This window comes from Fusicatenibacter sp. (assembly GCF_977045365.1).
The window spans coordinates 62,523-85,168 of record NZ_CDRRUH010000004.1; the positions used below are offsets into that span (position 1 = coordinate 62,523).

A 22,646-nucleotide genomic window follows, 5' to 3' on the forward strand; every position below is an offset into this window, starting at 1 on the left:
CCCCTGTCTCATTTCCTCTTTCTATTTGTTATAATAAGCACCTGATATTCTGCAATAATACTTGCTAAAAATAACACCTAGGCCTCTGGCTTAGATATTGTCATTATTGTTTTTATTTTATTGCTTTCTACTTCTTGCACACCAAGGGCAGCCCCATGTTAGCCACTTCAATTAAATAAGCAAGCTAAAACCTATAATAAAAAGAGCCCGACGCATCAGGCTCTTTCAAGGTGTTGTCCGAAGACGGCCACCGCAATTCATAACTATAATGTACCACACAGGGTGAAATCCTGCAAGAAATTTTAAGAGTTATATGTTTTTCCTTTCAGCAGTTCTGCCGCAAGTGCCTCATTGATATCATCGGACAGATTGTTTTCCTCCGGTTTGCCGAAATATGTTTCCATTGCACGGCTTAAGGTATCAAACGCACCGGAAATGACCTACTGGAATGGTACAGACATCGAATATTCTGGATCCAGGAACGCAACGTCTGCCTGTGCAAAAATGATCTTACAGCAGTTGGAAACCAAACCGCCCTGTTTTATTCGTGGATCTTTCTGATATTGCACATTTTAACAAATTCCGGATCAAAATGCTTGACCGCAGTTCCCTGATAGCCAAGATCCAGTGAACTGATTTTCTGCATCTCCTCTTCAGTCAGTGTAAAATCCCATATCTGGAAATTCTCTTCGATTCTCGCTTTGTGAACCGATTTCGGAATGACCACAACGCCGCGCTGCACATTCCAGCGCAGAACAACCTGTCCTACGGTCTTTCCGTGTGCGGCAGCGATTTCTTTTACCATCTCGTTGTCAAACGGATTGTGGCGTCCTCCGCCGAGCGGTGCCCATGCCTCCGGCACGATCTGGTACTCTTCCATGACTTTTAATGCAGACTCCTGTGCGAAGTACGGATGCATTTCAATCTGGTTTACCATCGGACGGATCGCTACCGTTTCCAGTTTACGGTATCCTGCCATGAAATCACCTGCAGGCTGATGGATAAACATCAGATCGATGTAGTCGGTTCCAAGCAGTTCCAGACTCTTTTCTACGGTTCCTTCTGTCAGATACTGGCTTGCCCAGATTTTGGTGGAGATGAAAATGTCCTCTCTTGCCACACCGGATCTTTTGATTCCGCGTCCGACCGCGCGCTCATTCATGTAAGCCTGTGCAGTGTCGATCATGCGGTATCCGCAGGCTAATGCGTCCACAACCGCCTGCTCTGCCTGATCTGGTGTCATCATAAAGGTTCCGATTCCCACTGCCGGAATCTGCACCTGATTGCTTAATGTAAAGTTCATCATCATAACCTCCCTGTTTTATTTTGATGTGTGATATTTTGTTATTTCCCTGTCTTTGTAGCTTTAGCTTATCACCCGGGAGTTGCTACCGGTCAAGGACTTTTTTAAAAAAATTTCTAAAATCTAATCGTTCATTCCTATTTCGTATCGACTGAAATATTTACAAAAACGTCATATCATGAATTCCGTTGTCCATGATATGACGTTTTTCCTCTCAGCATTCGGTTTTCTATCTTTTTATCTTTTCAATCCTGCACTCATGTTCTTTCGTCTTTTTATTGTAGTTAATTCCCACCAGAAGAATATTTCCTGTATATTCCAGAATAGAATCCGGATATTTTTTATCCCAGATCTGCTCTATGGCAGTATCTGTGCTTTTGTTCCACTTAAGTTCTACCAGCAGCGCCGGATAACTTGTTCTGTATTCCGGTTTCGGAAGATAAACAAAATCTGCAAAACCGCGTCCGGTCGGTAGCTCTCTTACGGGTTGGAAATAATACTGCATAGAGCTTAAATATGCTATCGTAAGCACGCTGCTCAGGGAATTTTCATCATTATATTGGATCACCGAACTGTACTCCTGATGAATTCGCTCTATCCCATCTGCTACCGCTTTTTCATCCATATCCAGGGTTGCATCCAGCAAATCTGCGGATTCCTTCTGAAAAGTAATCATTTCATTCCATTTATTGCGTTTCACCGCATTGTTTAATTCATGTCTGATTTCCTCATTTGGAATAAAAACCTGCTCCCTGTCCTGATCGTAAGCCAGATATCCCAAGTGGATCAGATACGTCAGTACATCATCCCGGTTGGCGAAGCTTACGGTATCATTCTGGAAAGATGTCACATCCACATCCACGGCGGCCCCCGACATCATTTCTATAATTGCCGCCCGCAGTCCGTCGAAATTCATGTTAATCAGTGGCACGATTGCTTCATAGCTGCCGGTATTGGACCAGTAGCTTTTATATTTTCCATTCAGCATCAGGCTGACAACGGCTTTTGGATTATATACCTGATACCCTTCCAGAGAATATCCATCATACCATAATTTCACCTGCTCATAGATCTGTCCGTACCTGTCGCATAAATCATGCACTTCCTCTTCTGTAAAGCCAACATACGGTGCCATTCTTCCTGCATCCAGCATGGTAAATTCTTCAAAATTGTTGAGAGCGGACTGTGTCTTTAATTTCTTGATCGGCAGAATTCCTGTCAGATACGCCAATGCAATATATTTTGACGGTTCTGACCCTTTAAACATGCCACGCAGAAAATCAATATACTTTTCCTGTACTTTATGATTCTGTGCCTCATCACGGATCAGTACATCCCATTCATCGATGATGACAACAAATTTGTTTCCGCTGGCAGCCTTGATATAAGACATCGCACCATAAGCAGTTTTTACCGTATCCGGAATCAACTCTCCGTATTTTTCCTTCAGTTCCTGCAGTATTCCATGATTGATATATTCCACAACCTGATCCGCATTCCCGGCGTCCATCATGCACCATTGTACATCAAAATGAATGACATCGTACTGATTCAGATGTTTTTCAAAAGACGAAGCCTTGCAAATCGCATAATCTGCAAACAGTGCTCTGGAATCACAGCCCTTGCTGTAGTATGCTGACAGCATCTCCGCTGTAATCGACTTTCCAAAACGTCTGGGACGGCTGCTGCAGATAAATTTTGATGTCGTACTGATTACTTTATTGGTGTATTCCAGAAGCGGTGTTTTATCTACATAAATTTCCGAATGAATGACTTCCGAAAATGCTTCATTTCCCGGATTTAAAAATCTTCCCATGGCGTCCTCCTGTTCACATTTTTTCTGACTGATACATTCATTATACACGGAAAAAACGCGGATTGGTAGACTTTATCTTTTAAAAAATGCTGCACCACGGATTCTTTTTCCATGGTACAGCATTTCCAAAATTTCTATTCTTGATTAAATATCCAGCGCCGCATGATACCCCTGATATACGGCATTGGTGATGGTAGATACACGTCTTGCGTCTCCGATCACGCGTACAAACGGCGCGGTATTACGGAGCTGCTCTACAACGTCGGTTCTTGCTCTCTGGCCGAGGGCGCAGATGACGGTGGTTCCTTCTACGAGGTGGCGCTCCCCATTCGCATCGGTGCACCATACGCCTTCCGGGGTGATCTCCTCGGCGCGGTAACCGGTGTGGACGGCTTTGACCTGTTTTTCGATTTCTTTTAAGAGCAGCGGGCGGTGGCGGACGTTTGCATCCGGGGCGAGGGCGTCGCGCATTTCGACGAGCTGAACTTCTTTTCCTTCCATGCCAAGAGAGATCGCACACTCGCATCCGGCGAGGCCGCCGCCCATGACAACGACTTTGTCGGAAATCTTGTCGAGATTGCGGTACAGCTCATTGACAACGACAACCTGCTCTCCATCCATGCCTTTGATCGGCGGAACAAGCGGACGGGAGCCTGCGGCGATGATGAGGGCATCCGGTGCTTCTTTCTCGACGTACTCCGGTGTTACCTCGGTGTTGAAGCGGATTTCCACACCTGCATTTCTTGCGAAACGCTCGTAGGTCTCGGTCAGCGCGAACATTTCCCGTTTAAACGGCAGGGCAATTTCGCTCTTTAAGATACCGCCGAGCGCTACTTCTTTCTCGCAGAGCACCACGCTGTGGCCTCTTCTTGCTGCAGTCCATGCCGCATACAGTCCTCCAGGGCCTCCTCCTGCGATGAGGACTTTTTTCTTCACCAGAGCCGGCTGTACTTCATCGCCCTCCATCTCTCTTCCGATCAGCGGATTGACGGTGCATCGTCTCGTGCCGGTTGCCGCACGCTCTGCCATACAGGTGAAGCACCGCAGGCAGTGCACGATATCTTCGGAACGGTTTTCCATGACTTTGCGCGGCAGGAATGGATCTGCGAGAAGGGCTCTTGCCATGTAAACAACATCGGCTTTTCCGGATGCGATGATCTCTTCCATCTGCGCCGGATCATTCAGACCGCCGATCGTTGCGACCGGAATGGAAACGTGTTTTTTGATCTCGGCTGCGAGGTAAACGTTGCATCCGTGGTCTTTGAACATCGACGGATGCGTATCGCCGAAGCCTCTCTGATACGTTCCGGCGGAAACGTGAAGCAGATCGATGCGGGACTCCAATGTCTGTGCGATGCGGACACCTTCTTCCAGATCATAGCCGCCCTCGAACAGCTCGGAACCGCTGAAACGGAACTCGATCGGGAACATCGGGCCGACAGCGGCGCGGACGGCATCGAGTACCTGACAGGCAAAGCGGCAGCGGTTTTCCAGGCTTCCGCCGTACTCATCGGTTCTGTGGTTGAAATACGGGGAGAGGAACTGGTTGATCAGCCAGCCGTGGCCGCCGTGGATCATGATCATCTCGAAACCGGCGCGTTTGGCAAGGCCTGCTACCGTTCCGTATGCCTGTACGATCTCATCAATCTGCTCTTTCGACAGTGCGCGGACCGGTACGCCGTCCGGGCGTGTCGTGTCGGACGGGCCCCACTGGCACATTTCGTGCTGTCTCGTTTTATCGGTCATGTAAGTTCCGGCATACATACCGGAATGGGACAGCTCCAGGCTCGGCACAGCGCCGTGGCGGGAAATTGCATCGGCAGCGTACGTTGCAGATGCCAGGGAATTTAAGACTGCGGTATCCAGATGATACGCATGGGAACCATCGGTTACCGGGTGTACCATGCACTCGCTGACGGTGACAGCTGCTGCTCCGCCCTTTGCGCGAAGCTCATAGAATGCTGCGGACTTCGGTCCGATACATCCGTCGTTCGTGATATCAGTTCCGCCCATCGGTGCGGAAAACATGCGGTGCGGGAAGGTCTTTCCTGCAATGGTAATCGGGCTGCAAAGGTGTGGGTAATCGTATTTCATTTTTGCTTCCTCCTCTTTTTTAAATCTGTAAAATACCCCATTTTTTTTTATTCAAACAGCATCCCCGGAAGGAAATGCAGTTTTTTGCCAATCGTTCTGGCAATGAATCCGACCAGAAGGGCTGCTACGATGGTTCCCTCGCGGACACCGTTCAGCTCACGCGCCAGGAAGAACGAAGCGGCAGCGGCAATGACGGCCATCGAAACATCGAATGCGATTTTCGTCACACCGAACTCCGTTTCCCATCTGGCAACAACCGCGCGGACAAAGGATTCGCCCGGCAGCATGACAACATCAGCGAGCACTTCCATGTAAACACCGACGCCGAGGATCAGACATCCGATCAGAAGATAAGCAACTTTTGCCGCATACATCTGCGGATTCAGTGCGTTTAACAGAATCATACTGAAATCAATGAAAAATCCAAAGGCAATGGATACCGGGATCTGAAGAAGGGATTCCGGTTTGAAATTCTTTCCGAGAATCACAATCTGGAGAACGATCAGCAGGATGCTGAAGATGATCGTAAAGTTTCCGAGAGATAATGCAAAGTTAAGACTTAATACGTAAGGGATCGAAGAGATCGGAGACGTTCCGAGATTTGCTTTGGTGATGAGTGCAACCCCGAGGGAGTTTACAAACAGTCCCGCAAGAAAAATCAGGTAACGTTTCAGAAGGTCTTTTTTGTTGTTTGTCATAGGTGCAGTTCAAATCCTTTCCTCATAATTGTAATTCTTTGTTATCTTATCACCAACCGCAAAACATGTCAACTTTTACATGTTTTATTTTACTTATTTTTTCTGTGGATTTTCCGGTGAAGCTGTGCTATACTCAAAAACACAAAAGCAAAACGGTTTTGAAAAATTATTTGGATAAAGGAGTTTCATGCGAATGGGAACTTTGAAATATGCGATTCTCGGACTTTTGAACCGAAGTGAAATGACAGGCTATGAACTGTCGAAAGAATTTGAGACAACCTTATTTGAATTCTGGAATGCGAAACACAGCCAGATTTATCCGGAACTGAAATCACTGAACGCCGAGGGGCTGATCCAGTATCGGGTGGAAATTACAGGAAATGTGCTGGAAAAGAAGGTCTATACGATCACCGATGAAGGACGGCGCGATTTTTCGGAATGGGAGGAAACGCTCTGCCCGATCCAGACGGCATCCAAGGATGAATCCCGTTTGCGGCTCTTCTTCCTCGACGGCGCCTCACCGGATTTCCAGCAGCGATTTCTTGCCGACCAGCTTTCCCAGCATCAGAAGCATCTGGAACATCTGCTGGAAAACCAGAAAAAATTTGATGAAATCCCGCCTGCGGATGACCGCGCGTTTTCGGATTATCTCGTCCTGCGCGGCGCGGTGTACCGGGAAGAAGCTGCGCTGCAGTGGATTCAGGAATGCATCAAGCTCAGCGGGCAGCGGTCTGCGGAATCAAAAAAATAATTAAAAAATGCAGAGAACCTGTTTTTTCGGTTCTCTGCATTTTTTATAAACGTATTTATACTTATTTCTCCATTGCCTTTTTGATTGCTCCAAGCAGCTCCTCATACGTCTCATACGCCGGAATCTGCGGATAGTCGGCTTTGATTTTATCGGTCGAGCGGAACAGGAAGCCTGCCTTACTTGCCTGAATCATGCCGAGGTCATTATAGGAATCGCCGCTTGCGATCGTTTCGAATCCGATAGACTGCAGTGCTTTGACCGTGGTGAGCTTCGACTGCTCGACTCTCATCTTAAAGCCGGTGATCTCTCCGTCGTCTGCGACTTCCAGGGAGTTGCAGAACAGGGTCGGATAGCCGAGTTTTTTCATCAGCGGTGCGGCAAACTCCGTGAAGGTGTCGCTGATCAGGATCACCTGGGAGAAGGTGCGCAGCTCGTCGAGGAACTCTCTTGCGCCCGGCAGTGGATCGATCTTCTCAATCGTAGCCTGAATCTCTTTCAGTCCCAGGCCGTGCTCTTTTAAGATTCCAAGTCTCCATCTCATCAGTTTATCGTAATCCGGTTCGTCGCGTGTCGTTTTTTTGAGTTCCGGGATTCCGCTTGCCTCTGCAAATGCGATCCAGATCTCCGGTACCAGTACTCCTTCTACATCCAGGCATGTAATATACATTGTTATGATCCCCTTTCCTGCGCTGCCCGTCTCGTTTGCCGACGGGATTTTTGTTTTTCACAGCATCACTTTACCACACTATATCACAGAATGTGCATCTCTGCAATTTCTATTGTATGTAAAAATAACACCAAATTTGATCACTTTTACAGCAAAACCGCCTTCCCGGAATCCTTTTCTTCCGGCAAAAGGCGGTTTATTATCGTATTTTATCTGTTCTTTAATGCGTCCCGGATCCGGTCGAGTGCCTCGGTCAGGGTTGCGCGCGGGCAGGCGATGTTGATCCGCTGGAAGCCGCGTCCGCAGTCCCCGAAAATCTTGCCGCTGTCAAGCCACAGCTTCGCCTTGTTGATGATCAGGTCTTCCAGTTCATCGACCGAAAGCCCCGTCCCGCGGAAATCAAGCCATACAAGGTACGTTCCTTCCAGGTCGATCATCTTCACGCCCGGAAGCTGCTCCTCCACATACTGTTTTGTGAATTCCGCATTTGCCTTCACATAGGAAAGCATCGCCTGATACCACTCTTCGCCCTTGTTGTACGCTGTCTGGCAGGCCACAAGACCCATCACGCCAAGCTGGCTCGTTCCGGCAGCATCGAGCTGTTTCTGGAATTTTGCGCGGAGTTCTGGGTTGGCGATAAAGATATTCGACATCATCATGCTCGCCAGGTTGAACGTCTTGCTCGGCGCGGTGCAGGTAATGGTGATATCCTCGTACTCTTTTTTGATTCCGGCAAACACCTGATGCTCGCCTTTGAAAATGAAATCTCCATGGATCTCATCACTTACAACGGTCACGCCGTACTGCACGCAGAGATCGCCGATCACAGTCAGCTCCTCTTTCGTCCAGACTCTTCCGACCGGGTTGTGCGGGTTGCAGAGGAAGAAAAGCTTCACGTTTTCGGATTTCAGCTTCTCCTCAAAATCAGCCACATCCATGTGATAGCGGTTGTCGTCGCCGAGCACCAGCGTGCTGCTGACGACTCTTCTGCCGTTATCTGCAATGACCTCGGAAAATGGATAGTAAACCGGCGACTGAATCAGCACAGCATCGCCTGGCTCAGTGTAGGCCTTGACTGCCATCGCGAGTGCAAACACAACACCCGGCGTTTTGATCAGCCACTCCTCTTTCGGCTCCCAGTTGTGATGGCGTTTCATCCATCCCGCAACGGCCCCAAAATACGGAGTCTGCGCATCGCTGTATCCGTAAATGCCCATTTTCGCACGCTCCACCAGAGCATCCTCGATGTAGGAGGATGTCTCAAAATCCATATCCGCCACCCACAGCGGCAGCACGTCGGCTGGCATACCGCGTTTTACTGCGAAGTCATATTTTAAACAGTCCGTATTTCTCCGATTGATGATTCTGTCAAAATCAAGATTTCTTTCCGCCATTTTTCTCTTCCTCGATTTCTGCAAAGACCTTCGTAAGCTCGCCGATCAGGTCCTCGATATTTTCAATTCCGACGGAGAAGCGAAGGGTGCTCTCCGTAATTCCGTTCCGCTCGCGGATTTCTTTCGGCACATCGGCATGGGTCTGTGTTGTCGGATACGTCACGAGTGTCTCCACGCCGCCGAGGCTCTCGGCAAAACGGATCATTCTTACTTTTTCCAGAATGGCAAGGGCAAACTCTTTGCTCTCGAGCTGGATCGTCAGCATTGCGCCGAAGCCTCTCGCCTGTTTTTTCATGATCTCGTGGCCCGGGTGATCCAGCAGTCCCGGATAGATCACTTTCGTAACAGCCTTCTGTTGCTGCAGCCATGCGGCGATCTGCTCTGCATTCTCCTGGGAGCGTTCCATGCGGATGCCTAAGGTTTTCATACCGCGCAGTACCAGCCAGCAGTCAAACGGAGCAAGACCTGCACCTGTTGTCTTAATCAGGAAACGCAGTTTTTCCTGAATATCTTCACGGTTTGTCACGATAAAGCCTGCCAGCGTATCGTTGTGGCCGCTTAAGTATTTCGTGCCGCTGTGGATGACAACATCTGCACCGAGATCGAGCGGGTTCTGGAAATATGGGGACATAAAGGTGTTGTCCACGATCAGAATCAGGTTGTGGCGTTTTGCAATATCCGCCATTTTCCGGATGTCGGTTACGTTCATCATCGGGTTCGTCGGAGTTTCGATGTAGATTGCTTTTGTATTTTCTTTCACATAGCTCTCCACGTCATCACGGCAGCAGTCGACGCTGGAAAACTCGACGCCGTTTTTCTCGTTGACGTTGTGGAACAGACGAATGCTGCCGCCGTACAGGTCGGAGTCCGCAATGATGTGGTCGCCCGGGCGGAACATTTCCATCAGAAGAGAGATCGCTGCCACGCCGGAGCTTAACGCGAATGCGTCAATACCGTTTTCCAGTGCAGCCACCATCTTCTCCAGATGCTCTCTGGTCGGGTTCTGCAGTCTGCTGTAATCAAATCCGGTGCTCTGTCCTACGCCCGGATGCGCATACGTTGCGGTCTGATAGATCGGGTAGCTGAGTGCGCCGTAGTGGCTGCACTGTCCCTCGTCTTCTTCTAAATGGATACATTTTGTGTCAATTCCTCTTGCCATATGAATAATCTCCTGTTATTTCGTAAATTTCTTTTCTATACTAATCTGATAGGTTTTATAACGTAACCTATCATAACAGAAAATGCGGCATTTGTATATTCCCTTTTTTCTTTGACTTGTTATAAGTTTTTCCTATAGCGCATACCTTGATCACAGAAAAGAAGCGGCAGCCGAAAGATTTTTCTCCCGGCTGCCGCCTCCCAAATAACTGTTTTCTGTTTTTAAATAAACTCCGCACAGATCGGATAATGATCGGAAAGGCACACACCGTCCTTCTGCTCCGTCCATTTTTCCACCTTTTTCAGTTCCCAGTCCCCTTTGAGAATGATGTAATCAATCGAGCACTGCGGATCGTTCGGATCGTCTCTGTGGAAATTGTGGAACGTAATGCCGATTCCCTCCGTCGCATTCACAAGACCATCGGTCTCCTTCAGCGGTTTCATCTCCTCGCTGTCCGGCTCGGCATTGAAGTCTCCGCCGAAAATCACCGGCACATCACCAAAGAGTTTTTCCTCATCCAGATGCGCCAGAATCTGTTCCAGCCCAAGTTTTCTCGCCTCGGAACCCTCGTGATCCAGATGGGTGTTGATCACGCGGAACACCTTGCCGCTCTCCAGATCCTGGAATAAGGCGTCCGTCGCAGTGCGCGGGCACACGCTCTGCACCGCATAACGGGACCCCGGCACGTACGGAGTCGGCGACAGCCAGAAGGTTTCGAGGCTCACGATCTGATAGCGGTTTTTCCGGTACGCGATCACCATCGCCTCATCGGCCAGATCCTCTCCTCTTCCGCAGCCGACAACGTAATACTCCGGCAGATTTTCCTTCAGCCAGACAGCCACATGCGGCCGTACCTCCTGAAAGCCGATGATGTCCGGTTTCTCCTGGCTGATTTTTTCCAGAATCAGCGGTTTGCGGTAAACAAAATTGTTGTCCCCGTCCTCGCCGTAATCACAGCGGATATTGAATGTTACATATTTCATCGTAAAACCCCTCTTTTCGTTTGTTTTTCTAACCCTTATTTTTGTTGGAAAGCGCTGTGCTTTCTCTTCTTTTTCTTTGTATTTACACGGCGCAGACACGCATAGCGAAGCTTCAGCCGCATTTTCCATCTGCAGCCCGGTACCGGCTCCGTCAGCTTTTCCAGAAAATGGTTCAGCGTACGCTCCTCATAAGGAGACAGCAGAATCTCGCCGTAGATATGTTTCTCGATCAGATGGCAGACACGCGTATATTCGCCTGGCTCGACCGCCGGAAACCTGCGGGCGAGTTCTGCATCGGTTGCTGCCGTTTCCCATCCAAGACCGGCATCTATGCCCCACAGACAAAGATACTGGTAAATTCTTGCTTCCGTTCTTCGGATCCGCCTGCCCGGCCGCTCCTTCTGCTGTTTCTTTGCCGCCGGTCCAAGGCAGATGATCCGTGCCGCCTCCGCCGCAATCACAAGCAGCGTCAGCAGAATCAGAAGCACGCCGAGCAGCCCGAGAAGAAACAGCGAAACACTGCGCAGTACTGGAAGAACGGCTTCTCCTGCCTTGCTCTTCCGGTTTTCCACGCCGGTAATCTGCTCCGCCGACAGCGAATTGTTCTCCAGCGCCACATTCTTCTGTACAGAATCCGGACTTCCAACCATTTTCTGAAGAGATGCAACATTATAATAGTACCCCGGTGTCACATCCGCCGGAAGCCATCCGATGCCGTCGAAGTAAATCTCCACCCACGCATGGGCATCGTTTCCGGTCAGCTCCGCCTGGCCTTTTTCCCCTGTCGGAGCCGATTCCGAAAGAAAATATCCTTCCACATACCGTGCCGGAATGCCCTTCGCACGAAGCGCCTCCACTGCGGTCGACGCATACAGCATCGCATTTCCTTCCTTTGACTCATCCAGGAACCAGAATACCGGATCCTCGTCTTCCGGAATCGCTCCCGGATTTTCGCTGTACGTTACGCGGCTCTCCAGCACCTTTCGGATCCGGCCAAGCGCACTGTAGATGCCGTCCGTTTCCGATGGATCCTCTTCCCAGAAAACTTCCTGCATTTTATCGTACATCGTCTGGTCAACTGCCGTGTAATGGTCGTAAACAAACGTACGGTAAACGGACTCCGCCTCGCTGTACGTTTTCTGCTCCTCCGTTTCCGGGTTTTCCACCCAGGAACCGGCCACAACAAGCTCCGCCGGACGGGAGGATGACACCTCTGTCATACCGTAGTTCTGTTTTCCAAACAGGCCTTTTGCGGCCAGAAACTGATCTTTTTTCTCTGATGCCGCACCGCGGGTTGTGATCTTTTCCAGCGAAGCAGGCGCATAAATGTAGTAGCGCGATGCTCCCGTATTTTCCACATAAACCCGGTTCGCTTCCGGCTTATCTTCCTCATCCCCGAGTGCATAATACTGCGCCGTCTGTGTCAGCGGATCAAAGTTCTTTTTCGCCAGCCATTCCAGCATGCCCGACGATGTACCGCGGTACGATTCGCCGGAAAGCGGCTCCCATACGCCATTCGCATACGTTCCGCCGACATAACCCTTAAAATACAGATTTTTCTTCTGTTCGGAACGGATCGCCAGCACCGGTTCTTCTCCCGCATGGAGCGTGTCTGCTTCATACAGATTTCCTTCCGGCAGCCCGTCCTTTCCATATCGAATCTCATAGATCTTCTGTTTCGTATCGCCCAGAAGCTGTGTGAAAAACGGAATTTTTTCCTGCGGCAGCAGTATTGCCGGAAGCAGGAAAACCAGAAGGCAGGCCAGCAGTCCTGCACAGTTGCTCTTCCACTGCGCATGTGACTTGCTTCCAAGCCTGAGGCCGATCATTCCTGCACTTAAGAATGCTGCCGATACCGGATGGAATACATCTAAGAGAAGCGGAATCAGAATGCCGGCTGCACAGATCAGAGAACCCAGGGTGCGGTGCTTTCTTTTCAGCAGCAGCATCCAGAGAACTTCCATCACAAGCACGGATACAACAAGTGTGACCGCCCGGATTTCACGGATTCCTGCGATAGCCGTGTACGCTGCCGTACCGCCGTCACGCGCTGCACTCCACCGTTCCGCCGTAATCCGCCAGAAGCCCTGCAGGCCGCGGATGCTCTGCGGGATTCCGGCCAGCAGCCACACCACCGCAAAGGAAATGATCTGGATTCCATTACTTTTTTTCTTTTTCTGTTTTAAGACCTCTGCCGCACAGCAGCAGAAAATGCCGAACGCAAGTCCGATCAGCAGTACCAGGTGTCCCGGCGCTGCATCGCCCCAGATGTTCTGCAGCATTTCCATGATTCCAAATGCGATAAAAAATACCGGAATGGCTGCTGTGACACCGGTCAGTTTTGTTCCCTCCGGAAGGATTTCCAGTGTGGGAATCTGTTGTTTTTGATTGTTCCAATTCTTCATACTGGCTCCTAGCATATGATTCTCTCGCATTCCCCGGCCTCCCATCTGCTTGGGAGTTCCAGACGCTCGCACGTTCCGGCCGTGCTGGTTTTGATGTGTTCCGTTTCCGTTGCCGCAAGCACTGTAACATCGATTTTTCCGTTCAGTGCGCCAGGATTCGGCATATCATCACCGGCTGCAAACAGAATCAGTTTTGTGAAGCGCTCTTCCATATGATTCATTTCAAAATAGCGGAGTCCCGTGCCGCTCATTTCCTGTACCGGCACACTGAGCCACAGTGCGATAAGCTGCTGAAATGCACTGCGGTTTCTGACTTCCTCTATTTTCAGGCCCTGCGGCGTCGGAAAAGCAAAGCCGAAGGCCGCATTCTGCCGCAGCAGTTCTTCTCCGAGTGCAACGGCATAGCCGATCGCCGCATTAATCTGCTCTGCCGCATGCTCCTGTTCCAGCTGATTTCGTCCAAAATCCGGCAGCAGCACCGTGTTGTAGTGCGCCGGATCGCTCGCCTGGCGCAGAATCAGATTGTCCGTCTTACTTGACAGTTTCCAGTGAATGGATCGAATGTCATCCCCAGGCGTATAATCCCGGATATCAAACATTTCACTTGGATCACTTCCCTTGCGGTTCTGAACCATTCCGGTGTACTTTGGAATACCGGCAGCCGTGCGGGAAAGCTGCACCTGAAGCCGGCGGCGTTTCGGATAAACGACCGTACTCGCAAGTTCCAGCGTATCAATCTCCGTACAGAACAGTCTTAAGAAGTCATACGCCCGGATCTGGCTGCATGTAACCTCAATTTCTCCGCAGACCGGAATCGTCTCTTTCATGGTAAAACAATTCGCCCGGCCCGACAGCGGCAGGATCAGTCTCGTCTGCTCTGTCGTCTGGAACATTTCATTCTGGATGGTGAGGTCCATCTGGATACAGCGCAGAAACCACGGACTCTTCTGCGTTCTGACCGTAATTTCAAGCGGAAGCTCTTCGCCTCCGCGCACACCTTTTCCGACCTTCAGCTTCACTTCCAGATCCCGGCATTCCTGATGCATGCCGATACCGACGACAAGTGCAATCAGGATCAGGGCAGTGCCCGCATAAAGAAGGAACGGCTCACTGAAGAAAAAGACAAGCAGGAACATCGCACCCGCCGTGAGGATATACCCCAGTCGATTTTTCCACATAGCGGTTTACCTCTCTGCTTCCGGTCTTACCTTCATCATGATCTCCTCGAGAAGTGCTCTCGCAGTCAGTCCGTCGACCTGCGCCTGCGGCCGGAGTACCAGACGGTGTGCGCAGACATCACAGAAGATTCTCTGAACATCCTCCGGCACGACGTAGTTGCGCTCCCGAAGAACCGCTCCCGCACATGCCATACGCACCAGCGCCTGGACGCCTCGCGGAGAAATACCAAGCTCGATCAGCGGATGGTTTCTCGTCGCTTCACAGAGACGGATCGCATAGCTTAAAACAGCGTCCGTCATCTTGACAGAACTCAGGTAATCTCTTACTTCCATAATATTCTGCGCTGTCGTTACCTCGCGCAGATCGGCAAGCGGATTGCTGTACTTCTGAGAGTGAATGATCTTCATCTGGTTTTCCAGGCTCGGATAGCCGATGGAAAGGCAGACCATGAAACGGTCCAGCTGGGATTCCGGCAGCGGCTGTGTTCCGGCAAAACCGAGCGGGTTCTGTGTTGCGATGCAGATGAACGGTTCCGGCAGCATATGCGTTACGCCGTCCACACTGATCGTATGCTCCTCAAGCACCTCAAGAAGCGCCGACTGTGTTTTCGGTGAGGTACGGTTGATCTCATCCGCCAGAAGAAGCTGGCAGTTGGCAGCTCCGTCGCGGTACTCGAACTGGTTTGTCTCGCGGTTGAACATGTTAAAACCGGTGATGTCTGACGGAAGCGTGTCGGTGGTGAACTGGATTCGTTTGTGGGAAAGTCCCAGCACTTTGGAAAAGGTGACAGCCAGTGTCGTTTTTCCGACGCCCGGGCAGTCCTCCAAAAGGACGTGTCCGCCGGCGTAGATGGTCATCAGTACCTTTTCTACAATTTCATTTTTTCCGATAAAGGCCTTGTTGACCTCTGCAATAATCTGTCTGGACTGCTCCACTATCATTCCTGTGCTTCCTCCTCATCTGCGCTTTCTGGTTCGGACTGCACTGCCGTCTCTGCTTCTGTTTCTGTTTCCGCAGACGCTGCCTCCGATGCGCTCTCTGTTTTTTCTTCTGATTCCGGTGTCTGATCCGGCTCTTCCGATCCCGAAACCGCGGAATCTGCGCCGCCGTTTTCTTCTGTCTTATTCTCGATCTCAACAGCAGCGCTCTGCTGTGCTTCTGCTGCTTTTTGCTCTTCGATTTTCTGCGTCTTTTCTTCTGCCGTCTTTGCAGTCTCCAACAGGCCCGGCAGTTCTCCGGCCAGCTCGGAGGCATCCGAAATCGGGGCGAGATCCATCATCGCACGCAGGCGGTTTTCCACGGCAAGCAGCCGTTTTCCGGTCTCCTCATACACTTCCAGATCTGTCGGCTCTTTGCCGTCCACGGAAAGCTCCGCACGGATATCCGCCAGCATCTCATCCAGATTAGCATAGCCTGCCATCGGATACATCCAGGCGTTGATATAATCATTCTCGGCACCGAATGCCACCATAATCTGAATCTTACTCTCATCATCGCCGAAGCGGAACGGTTCTTCTTTCGACCATCCCATCAGCTCCATCGGTGTGCCGCTCTCAAAATAGATATAGAAACGATTGTTTTTCGCTCCGTTAAATGCATTGGTCGAAAGACCGGCAATGTAATCCGGCACAATCACACCCTGCAGGTCTGCGCAGGAACGGAACATTCCTGTTCCAATGTAATCCGGGTACCAGCCGTCCGGCAGATCCAGATCCGGTCCGGACAGGTAAACAAATTCCGTAGAGGACGGTGCACCGATCATCGTGATCATATCGTAATCCACGCGGTACGGATAAAAACCGGTCGGCTCGGAAACCGTCTCGATACCGAGCGTTCTGCGGATGCAGTTTTCTTTCTCCGTCAGGGTTTCCTTCAGAATCTGATCGACCGTTTCATCCGCCGGAAACTCCCAGGTCTCCCAGTTCATGTTGTTCCACTGAATATCAGTCCACATGTTCTGATAAGCGGAATCATCCCCGAAATCGTAATAGCCCGCATACAGATAACGCCACTCTTTGATATAGTTTTCCTCAGAGCCCTCCGGCACATTGAGCCGTAGCCGTTCGGACTCTTCTTCCTGCGTCCAGTTATAGTTGAACTGGAATCCCATACTGCCGTAGATACCGGTCTGCGGTGCATAGTAATCAGAAAGCGTAATTTCAGAAAGTTCATCACAACCCGTAAACATTCCTGCAAAGATGGTCGATGTTTCTCCCATATTTCCAAACGAAGCACTGCGCAGGCTGCTGCAGTTTTCAAATGCTGCCTCGTCGAGGCAAACCGACACGCCAGGTGCTTCCACACTTTCCAGTTTTGTGCATCCGGCAAATGCATACGATCCAATATAAGAATTCTCATTCAGTACAAGATCTCCGCCGATCTCGGAAGCCTGGAACGCTCCCGCATCGATAGCCCAGAGATTCGGGCTCGCTGCCCAGTTGACGCTGTAGGAACCATGGTAAGCGAAGGTTTCCGCAAACGCGCGGCGGAAAATCTCAATCGTTGTATCCGGCAGCTCCAGCGTATCCGACAGAATCAAACCGGAACGGAGTGCCAGCCACATGCCGGACTCTTCATTGGTTCCGTAAAGAACACGGGTATTTTCCCCGACTGTCGCCACATCGTAGCCTGTTACGTTCGAATCCTCCGTAAAGCTGAGCGCCGTATCCGGATAGCCTTCGGAATTTGTCGGCACATAGAAATACGAGGTTCCATACGAATCGACAATCTCCGGGCTGTATCCCTCTGCCGTCGTACACTCCATGGCATTGAATGCGGCAAAACGGATTGATGTACAGCCGTCCAGCGCCTGGTTTCCGATCGAAATCGTATCGGTGCTCCGGCTTAAGATGCCCTGCAGCGACGTACAGTTGTAAAATGCCTGATAGCCGATCGATTTTACGCTCTCCGGCAGCGTAACCCACTGCAGACCCGTGCAGTTTGCAAACGCTGCATCGCCGATCGCGGTAATCTGCACTTCCGTGCCGTCCTCCGCCGTCACAGCACCGTCAAACGCTGTCACATCTGAAGGTGCGCTGATCAGCTCGCCGGTCACAATGCCGTCCTGCTCCGTTCTCGCATAATGGTATCCCTCTTTCGAGATGCCGACGAGTTCCAGCGTAATCTCTTTTTCTGCGCCGGCCGCCCGGAGCTGTTCTTTCAGCACGCGGTACTGTGTCATCGTATAACAGCGCACCGTCTCGATGCCGCTCTTTGCCAGTGCATCTGCTTCCAGGGATACCGCTGTACCGCTCTGCGGCAGAATCAGCGTGGTAATATTCGGGGTATTGGCAAAGGCAAAATCACCAATCACATTAACATCATTCGAGAGCTGGATGCTCGTTCTGTCTGCCTTTAATACGCGGCGCAGCACTCCATCGCTGCTGACGATCGTATCGTCTTTTACAGTATAAGTCACATCCGGCTCTTCCTCGGATGCCACGCAGTTGTCCACGCTTTTTGCAAGTACGGCGCTGTACGTCTGCAGAAATTCCTCCAGCATCTCATCCTTTACAATGATTTTGCAGTGATTCAGGTATTCGTAATTGGCACTCGGAAGATCCTCAATCTCATCTGCTTCCAGATGCAGCTCCTTAATCTGATTCTCGGCGCTGATGCGGATTTTCGTGACCTCTTTCGCAGCGGTCACTTTTTCTGCGTCATACGGGATTCCGATCAGCTCTGTGCCTGCTTTATTGGTCAGAATGCCTGCTTCATTCGACGCATATACCGGATTGTTTTCATCCACCTGATATCCCTTGTCCACACGGAGTCCGTCATTCAGCGTCTCGATGTAGTACACGGTATCCGGCACAGCCAGATAGTCGGCGGCAAGACCGGAATCCGGGTCGATGTTGATCGCCTGCACGTATTCCGGAACCGTCAGGGTCTCGCAGCGGTGCTTCTCTTTCCAGCCGCTTCCGGAAACTGCCGCCAGGGAAGAAAAGCCACTTTCCTGATAATCGGTCAGCGTCTGCAGGTAGGCAAGATTGCTGTAATCATCGCCGACTTCCATATCCTCCGACATCCAGAAATGCTGCATCTGTACCGTATAGTGGGAATCCAGAGAAACCATCTTTTCCGGCTCGAGAATATGGCGTCCGTCTGTGGGATAATAAAACCACGGAACAAGCTCGCCGTCCTCCGCCCAGCCTGGAAACAGGCTCGTAAGCTGCGTATCATTTCCAAGCAGATACAACTGATACAGAAACAGATTCATCTTCTGTCCGCTCTCCGGATGCTGTTCCTCATTCAGAATTTTGCTCGTATCAAGAACCGTTTCTCCCTCCTGCACTGTCTCAGAAAGAATGAAAACGCGGTTTGGCGCGACAAAATATTTAATTTTTCTCTCACTCCACTTCTCATCCTCCGTGGAAAAACGATACTGTACCCGGATCATCATCTGCGCAATGCTCGCATCGCCGGACGGAATGGTAACTGGGAAATCGCTGGTCCAGGTCTCGCCGCCGTCAAAGGAAAGGGCATCGATGCGGATATATTTGTCCAGATCGTCTGCACCCCAGACATACCGTGTTCCATCGCTTCCAATCACATACGTATCCAGTCCGTTGTAAATCTGCTCCTGGTCAACGGTCTGACCGCAGTAGAACGTGCCTGCGCCTCTTCCGATCTGCTGATTGATCAGAACACTGCCGCCGTCAGCTTCTGCTTCATTTGGCTGCTTGGAAGGCGTGACACCGTCCTGATACGGCTTTGTCGTTGTTCCGGTGATGAGGCCGTCGCTTGGCTGCCCCTTCGAGGTCGTCGGATCCTTTACCGTGTTGGAAGGCCGCGTCGGCTGCACCGGTGTCTCAGTCGGTGCCGGCGTGATGATCGGTTCTTCCGGTGTCTCGGTCGGATTCGGGAGAATTCCCGGCGTTACACTCGGCGCCGGTGTCACTGACGGCGTGAGCGGATCCTGCGTTCCGCTGCTGGACGGTGTTGTGGTTCCATTCCTGTCTCCATCTGTGTTTCCATTATTGTTTCCCGCCGGGATCGTTCCATCGTTTCCGCGGATCGTCACGTCCGCATCACTTGGATTTTCTGTCACATGGTACGTCTCATCCGGCTGATTCTGCTGCGGATTCTGCAGTTCCGTCGTCGGTGCACCATCGGATTTCTTTGTTTCCTCTCCGTTCTGCTCCTCATCGATTCCGACAGTCGTCTCGTTCCCTGTCTCCTGCTGAACTTTCTGATCTTCAAAGAGATAATCCGCCTGGTTCTGCAGATCGGCTCCCTGATTCTGTTCGCTGTTTTTCTGCTGCAGCAGACGGCTCTCCTCATCGGAAGCGGAATCCTGGTGCTCCAGCGCATTTTCATCGTTCTCAAACACGACCTTATTTGCCTGGAAATCCTTTCTTCCGTCGGTCGGTGTAAATTCCATCCCCTGTTTATAGGCAGAAACCATGGCTACCGTTCCTGCCGCAATCACCGGAACCGCCGCAATGGCGATTCCTGCTTTTTTCTTATCAATCTTTTTCATTATCTACCCATGCTTTTCTCTGAGAAAACCTCCTACACTGCGCTGCAGTGCTTCAAAGTCAACCGGTTTTGTATAATGTCCATTCATGCCGCTCTCGATGGAAAGCCGTTCGTCCTCGGTGAACGCATCGGCGGAGAGCGCAAAGATCAGGATGCTTCCGGCATCCGGCCGGTCCAGTGCACGGATCGTTCTGGCTGCCTTCCGGCCGTCCATCACCGGCATCTGCACATCCATCAGGATAAAGTCGTAATAGTTTTCCGGATGGGATGCAAATTTGTCGACAGCAATCTGGCCGTTTTCTGCCACATCGACCTCGGCTCCCATCTCATTTAAAAATTCCACAGCAACGATGGCATTGATCTCGTTGTCCTCTGCCATCAGGATGCGGCGGCCGCGGAATGCATTTTCGCCGTTTCCTGCGGCAACCGCTGCAGGCGCTGCTGCCTCCTCCGGCTCAGCGACCGGCAGACTGATAAAGACGGTAAAGTCGGAACCCTCGCCCTGCTTGCTCTTTACGATAATCTCGCCGCCCATCAGCCGCACAAGATTGTCGGTGATTGCCATACCAAGGCCGCTTCCGCCGTACTCCTTGGTGATGTGCTCACCCTCCTGCTCAAACGGCCGGAAAATGCGGCTGATGAATTCGGTTTTCATACCGATTCCGGTGTCGTGCACGCAGATCATCAGATCGGCTTTTCCATTCTGGAGCATCATCTGGCGGAAGGTTACGGTGATTTCGCCCTCTTTTGTAAATTTCACGGCATTGGACAGAAAGTTGATGATAACCTGGCTCAGGCGGAGTTCATCGCCCTTGACGTAATCAACGGTCATATCCTCAAATTTGACTTCGTAGTGAACGCTGCGTGCCTCCAGCGTTTTGGCAAACATGTCGTAGAGATGCTCACCCAGTTTTTTGAGGCTGAACGCTTTGCACTCCAGTTCCACTTTTCCAGCCTCGATCCTCGACATATCGAGAATGTCGTTGATGAGGGAAAGCAGGTGGTCGGAAAGCTCTCCGGCCTTTGTCAGATACTGCATCGCCGGATTCTGCGGATCCAGCTTTCCGCGCGCTAATGCCAGCATACCCATGATACCGTTCATCGGGGTACGGATTTCATGCGACATCTGGGAGAGGAACGTTGTTTTTGAACGGCTTTCCTCCTGTGCCAGAAGGAGTTTTCTCTGGTATTCTTTTTCTTTCTCATAGTGCGCGGTAATATCCTGGAAGGAAAACAGATCGTATTTTCCATTTCCGCAGCGTGTGATCCGTGTCTGGAAGCGGTTGCCGTTTTTATGCAGAATCTCAAAGGTAAATGGCTCTGCCCCGTCCCATGCAAGATATTTACTCCACAGATGGTTTGCTTCGCGGATATCCATTGCCATGTTCCGAAGGCAGGTCACATCCTCCTGAAGTTTCTGCAGGTTTACGCCGATCATCTCTTCGATATTTTCGGTCAGGTAAACCGGCATCTTATCCGCGGTGCGCAGCATCAGCCATGCCTCCCCCTCTTCTTTTCCGATTTCATCGAGGAAAACGCGCTCGGCTCCGCCAAAGGATGGCCGCTTTTCTTTTTTCCGTTTCCGCTGCAGTCCCGTTCCAAGCAGTACGACTGCGGCAATTCCTTCCACACAGCCGACTGCAATCAGCGGCAGATTTCCGCCGAACACAGCCAGAAGATCCGTTATTTCTTTTATCATCATTTTGCCTTTCTGTTGGCCGGAATAATGGAACCTGCAAGCGCGGAAGTCCTTTTCCCTAACCGTAAAAACCCTTGTAATTTTTAGCCATATATAACAAATTATATCTCTTATGTCGAAAAGTGTCTACTATAATTATGTATTTCTGTGACTGTCTTTCACGGATATTTTCTGTCAATGGAGACGGCAGAAAAAAGCTGCAGTCTGCAGGGATTCCCCACAGACCGCAGCCTCTCTGAACAGCTCACAGATTTCTCTGTTTTCTGTTTGCCTGCTTCCGCAGATAATTTCCAATGCTTGTAAAACTAAGCAGCGTCACAATCAGAAAAACACCCGGGATCAGAATGATCCACCATGCCTTTGTCATCAGCGCTTTTTCCGAAAGCGACAGCATGCTGCCCCAGGAAATCACCTCCAGAGGAAGACCGATTCCCATAAAACTCAGTGTGGATTCTGCTGCAATCGCACTTCGGATGTTCATAACCACCATAAACATAATAGACGAAAAAAAGTTCGGTGCCAGATGGTGCCATAAAATATAGAAAAAACTGCCTCCCATACAGCGCGACGCAATCACGTATTCACTGTTCCGGATCTGCCGTACTTCGGTCCGCACAACCTTTGCAATGCTTGTCCAGCTTGTCATTCCGATCACGGCAGAAATCGTAATCACATTGGATTTTCCCGCAGCGGCCAGAAGAAAAATGACAAGAAGAAGATTCGGCACCGACAAAAAGATCTCGGTCAGCCGCATCAGAAGCGCGTCCAGCCACGCCGGTGCACATCCGCTGACTGCGCCGAAAAGAACGGCAATCACGGTGGAAATCAGCGTAGAAAGCAGACCGATCGCCAGCGATATTCTGCCGCCGTACCAGATCATCGAGAAAATATCTCTTCCCATCGTATCGGTTCCAAACAGAAATTCCCGGCACGGCATGACGGAACAGTTTTTCAGATCCATATACGAGGGATCCTTCGTCATGATCTGCCCACAGAAAAGGCAGCCCAGCACAAGAA

Annotated in this window: 15 protein-coding genes; 1 reads left to right on the forward strand and 14 read right to left on the reverse strand. The window is 50.7% G+C overall.

Annotated elements, in window-relative coordinates; all coding sequences use genetic code 11:
- Positions 1 to 541: 541 nt before the first annotated feature.
- The 4 genes from ACY2VW_RS02110 to ACY2VW_RS02125 all read right to left on the reverse strand — a co-directional run bounded on the left by ACY2VW_RS02110 (position 542) and on the right by ACY2VW_RS02125 (position 5,911).
- Positions 542 to 1,303: an aldo/keto reductase gene (locus ACY2VW_RS02110; protein ID WP_226906347.1), complete on the reverse strand. Its 762-nt coding sequence runs from the start codon at positions 1,301 to 1,303 to the stop codon at positions 542 to 544.
- Between the two features lie 229 nt (positions 1,304 to 1,532).
- Positions 1,533 to 3,119: an AAA family ATPase gene (locus tag ACY2VW_RS02115; protein ID WP_118601263.1), complete on the reverse strand. Its 1,587-nt coding sequence runs from the start codon at positions 3,117 to 3,119 to the stop codon at positions 1,533 to 1,535.
- A gap of 144 nt (positions 3,120 to 3,263) precedes the next feature.
- Positions 3,264 to 5,213 carry an oxidoreductase gene (locus tag ACY2VW_RS02120; protein ID WP_118697310.1) on the reverse strand — a complete coding sequence of 650 codons (1,950 nt, stop codon included), beginning with the start codon at positions 5,211 to 5,213 and terminating at the stop codon, positions 3,264 to 3,266.
- A gap of 47 nt (positions 5,214 to 5,260) precedes the next feature.
- Entirely contained in the window at positions 5,261 to 5,911 is a 651-nt protein-coding gene (locus tag ACY2VW_RS02125) for a YczE/YyaS/YitT family protein (RefSeq protein WP_118601265.1), read from the reverse strand.
- A 193-nt stretch (positions 5,912 to 6,104) separates the two neighbouring features.
- Between ACY2VW_RS02125 and ACY2VW_RS02130 the strand changes: the two genes are divergently transcribed.
- Positions 6,105 to 6,662 carry a PadR family transcriptional regulator gene (locus ACY2VW_RS02130; protein WP_461876813.1) on the forward strand — a complete coding sequence of 186 codons (558 nt, stop codon included), beginning with the start codon at positions 6,105 to 6,107 and terminating at the stop codon, positions 6,660 to 6,662.
- 61 nt (positions 6,663 to 6,723) lie between these two features.
- Here the strand turns inward: ACY2VW_RS02130 and thrH are convergent, their stop codons facing one another.
- The 10 genes from thrH to ACY2VW_RS02180 all read right to left on the reverse strand — a co-directional run.
- On the reverse strand, positions 6,724 to 7,329 hold the full coding sequence (gene thrH, locus ACY2VW_RS02135; protein ID WP_118601267.1) for a bifunctional phosphoserine phosphatase/homoserine phosphotransferase ThrH: 606 nt from the start codon (positions 7,327 to 7,329) through the stop codon (positions 6,724 to 6,726).
- A gap of 209 nt (positions 7,330 to 7,538) precedes the next feature.
- Positions 7,539 to 8,723 (reverse strand): MalY/PatB family protein, encoded by a 1,185-nt coding sequence (locus ACY2VW_RS02140; RefSeq protein WP_461876814.1) that lies wholly within the window; start codon positions 8,721 to 8,723, stop codon positions 7,539 to 7,541.
- Complete coding sequence (locus tag ACY2VW_RS02145) at positions 8,704 to 9,882, reverse strand: trans-sulfuration enzyme family protein (RefSeq protein WP_461876815.1); 1,179 nt, start codon at positions 9,880 to 9,882, stop codon at positions 8,704 to 8,706. The genes ACY2VW_RS02140 and ACY2VW_RS02145 overlap by 20 nt, the downstream gene beginning before the upstream one ends.
- 221 nt (positions 9,883 to 10,103) lie before the next feature.
- Positions 10,104 to 10,865: an endonuclease/exonuclease/phosphatase family protein gene (locus ACY2VW_RS02150; protein ID WP_461876816.1), complete on the reverse strand. Its 762-nt coding sequence runs from the start codon at positions 10,863 to 10,865 to the stop codon at positions 10,104 to 10,106.
- A gap of 35 nt (positions 10,866 to 10,900) precedes the next feature.
- On the reverse strand, positions 10,901 to 13,270 hold the full coding sequence (locus tag ACY2VW_RS02155) for a transglutaminase-like domain-containing protein (protein ID WP_461876817.1): 2,370 nt from the start codon (positions 13,268 to 13,270) through the stop codon (positions 10,901 to 10,903).
- An 8-nt stretch (positions 13,271 to 13,278) separates the two neighbouring features.
- Positions 13,279 to 14,448, reverse strand: coding sequence for a DUF58 domain-containing protein (locus ACY2VW_RS02160; protein WP_461876818.1), 1,170 nt, complete (start codon positions 14,446 to 14,448; stop codon positions 13,279 to 13,281).
- Positions 14,449 to 14,454: 6 nt separating this feature from the next.
- Positions 14,455 to 15,390, reverse strand: a complete 936-nt coding sequence (locus tag ACY2VW_RS02165) for an AAA family ATPase (protein WP_461876819.1) — start codon at positions 15,388 to 15,390, stop codon at positions 14,455 to 14,457.
- Positions 15,387 to 19,931 carry a leucine-rich repeat protein gene (locus ACY2VW_RS02170; protein ID WP_461876820.1) on the reverse strand — a complete coding sequence of 1,515 codons (4,545 nt, stop codon included), beginning with the start codon at positions 19,929 to 19,931 and terminating at the stop codon, positions 15,387 to 15,389. Before ACY2VW_RS02170 ends, ACY2VW_RS02165 begins: the two co-directional genes overlap by 4 nt.
- Before the next feature lie 3 nt (positions 19,932 to 19,934).
- Positions 19,935 to 21,629, reverse strand: a complete 1,695-nt coding sequence (locus tag ACY2VW_RS02175; RefSeq protein ID WP_461876821.1) for an ATP-binding protein — start codon at positions 21,627 to 21,629, stop codon at positions 19,935 to 19,937.
- 244 nt (positions 21,630 to 21,873) lie between these two features.
- A partial coding sequence (locus ACY2VW_RS02180; protein WP_461876822.1) for an ABC transporter permease occupies positions 21,874 to 22,646 on the reverse strand: 773 nt, incomplete at its 5' end.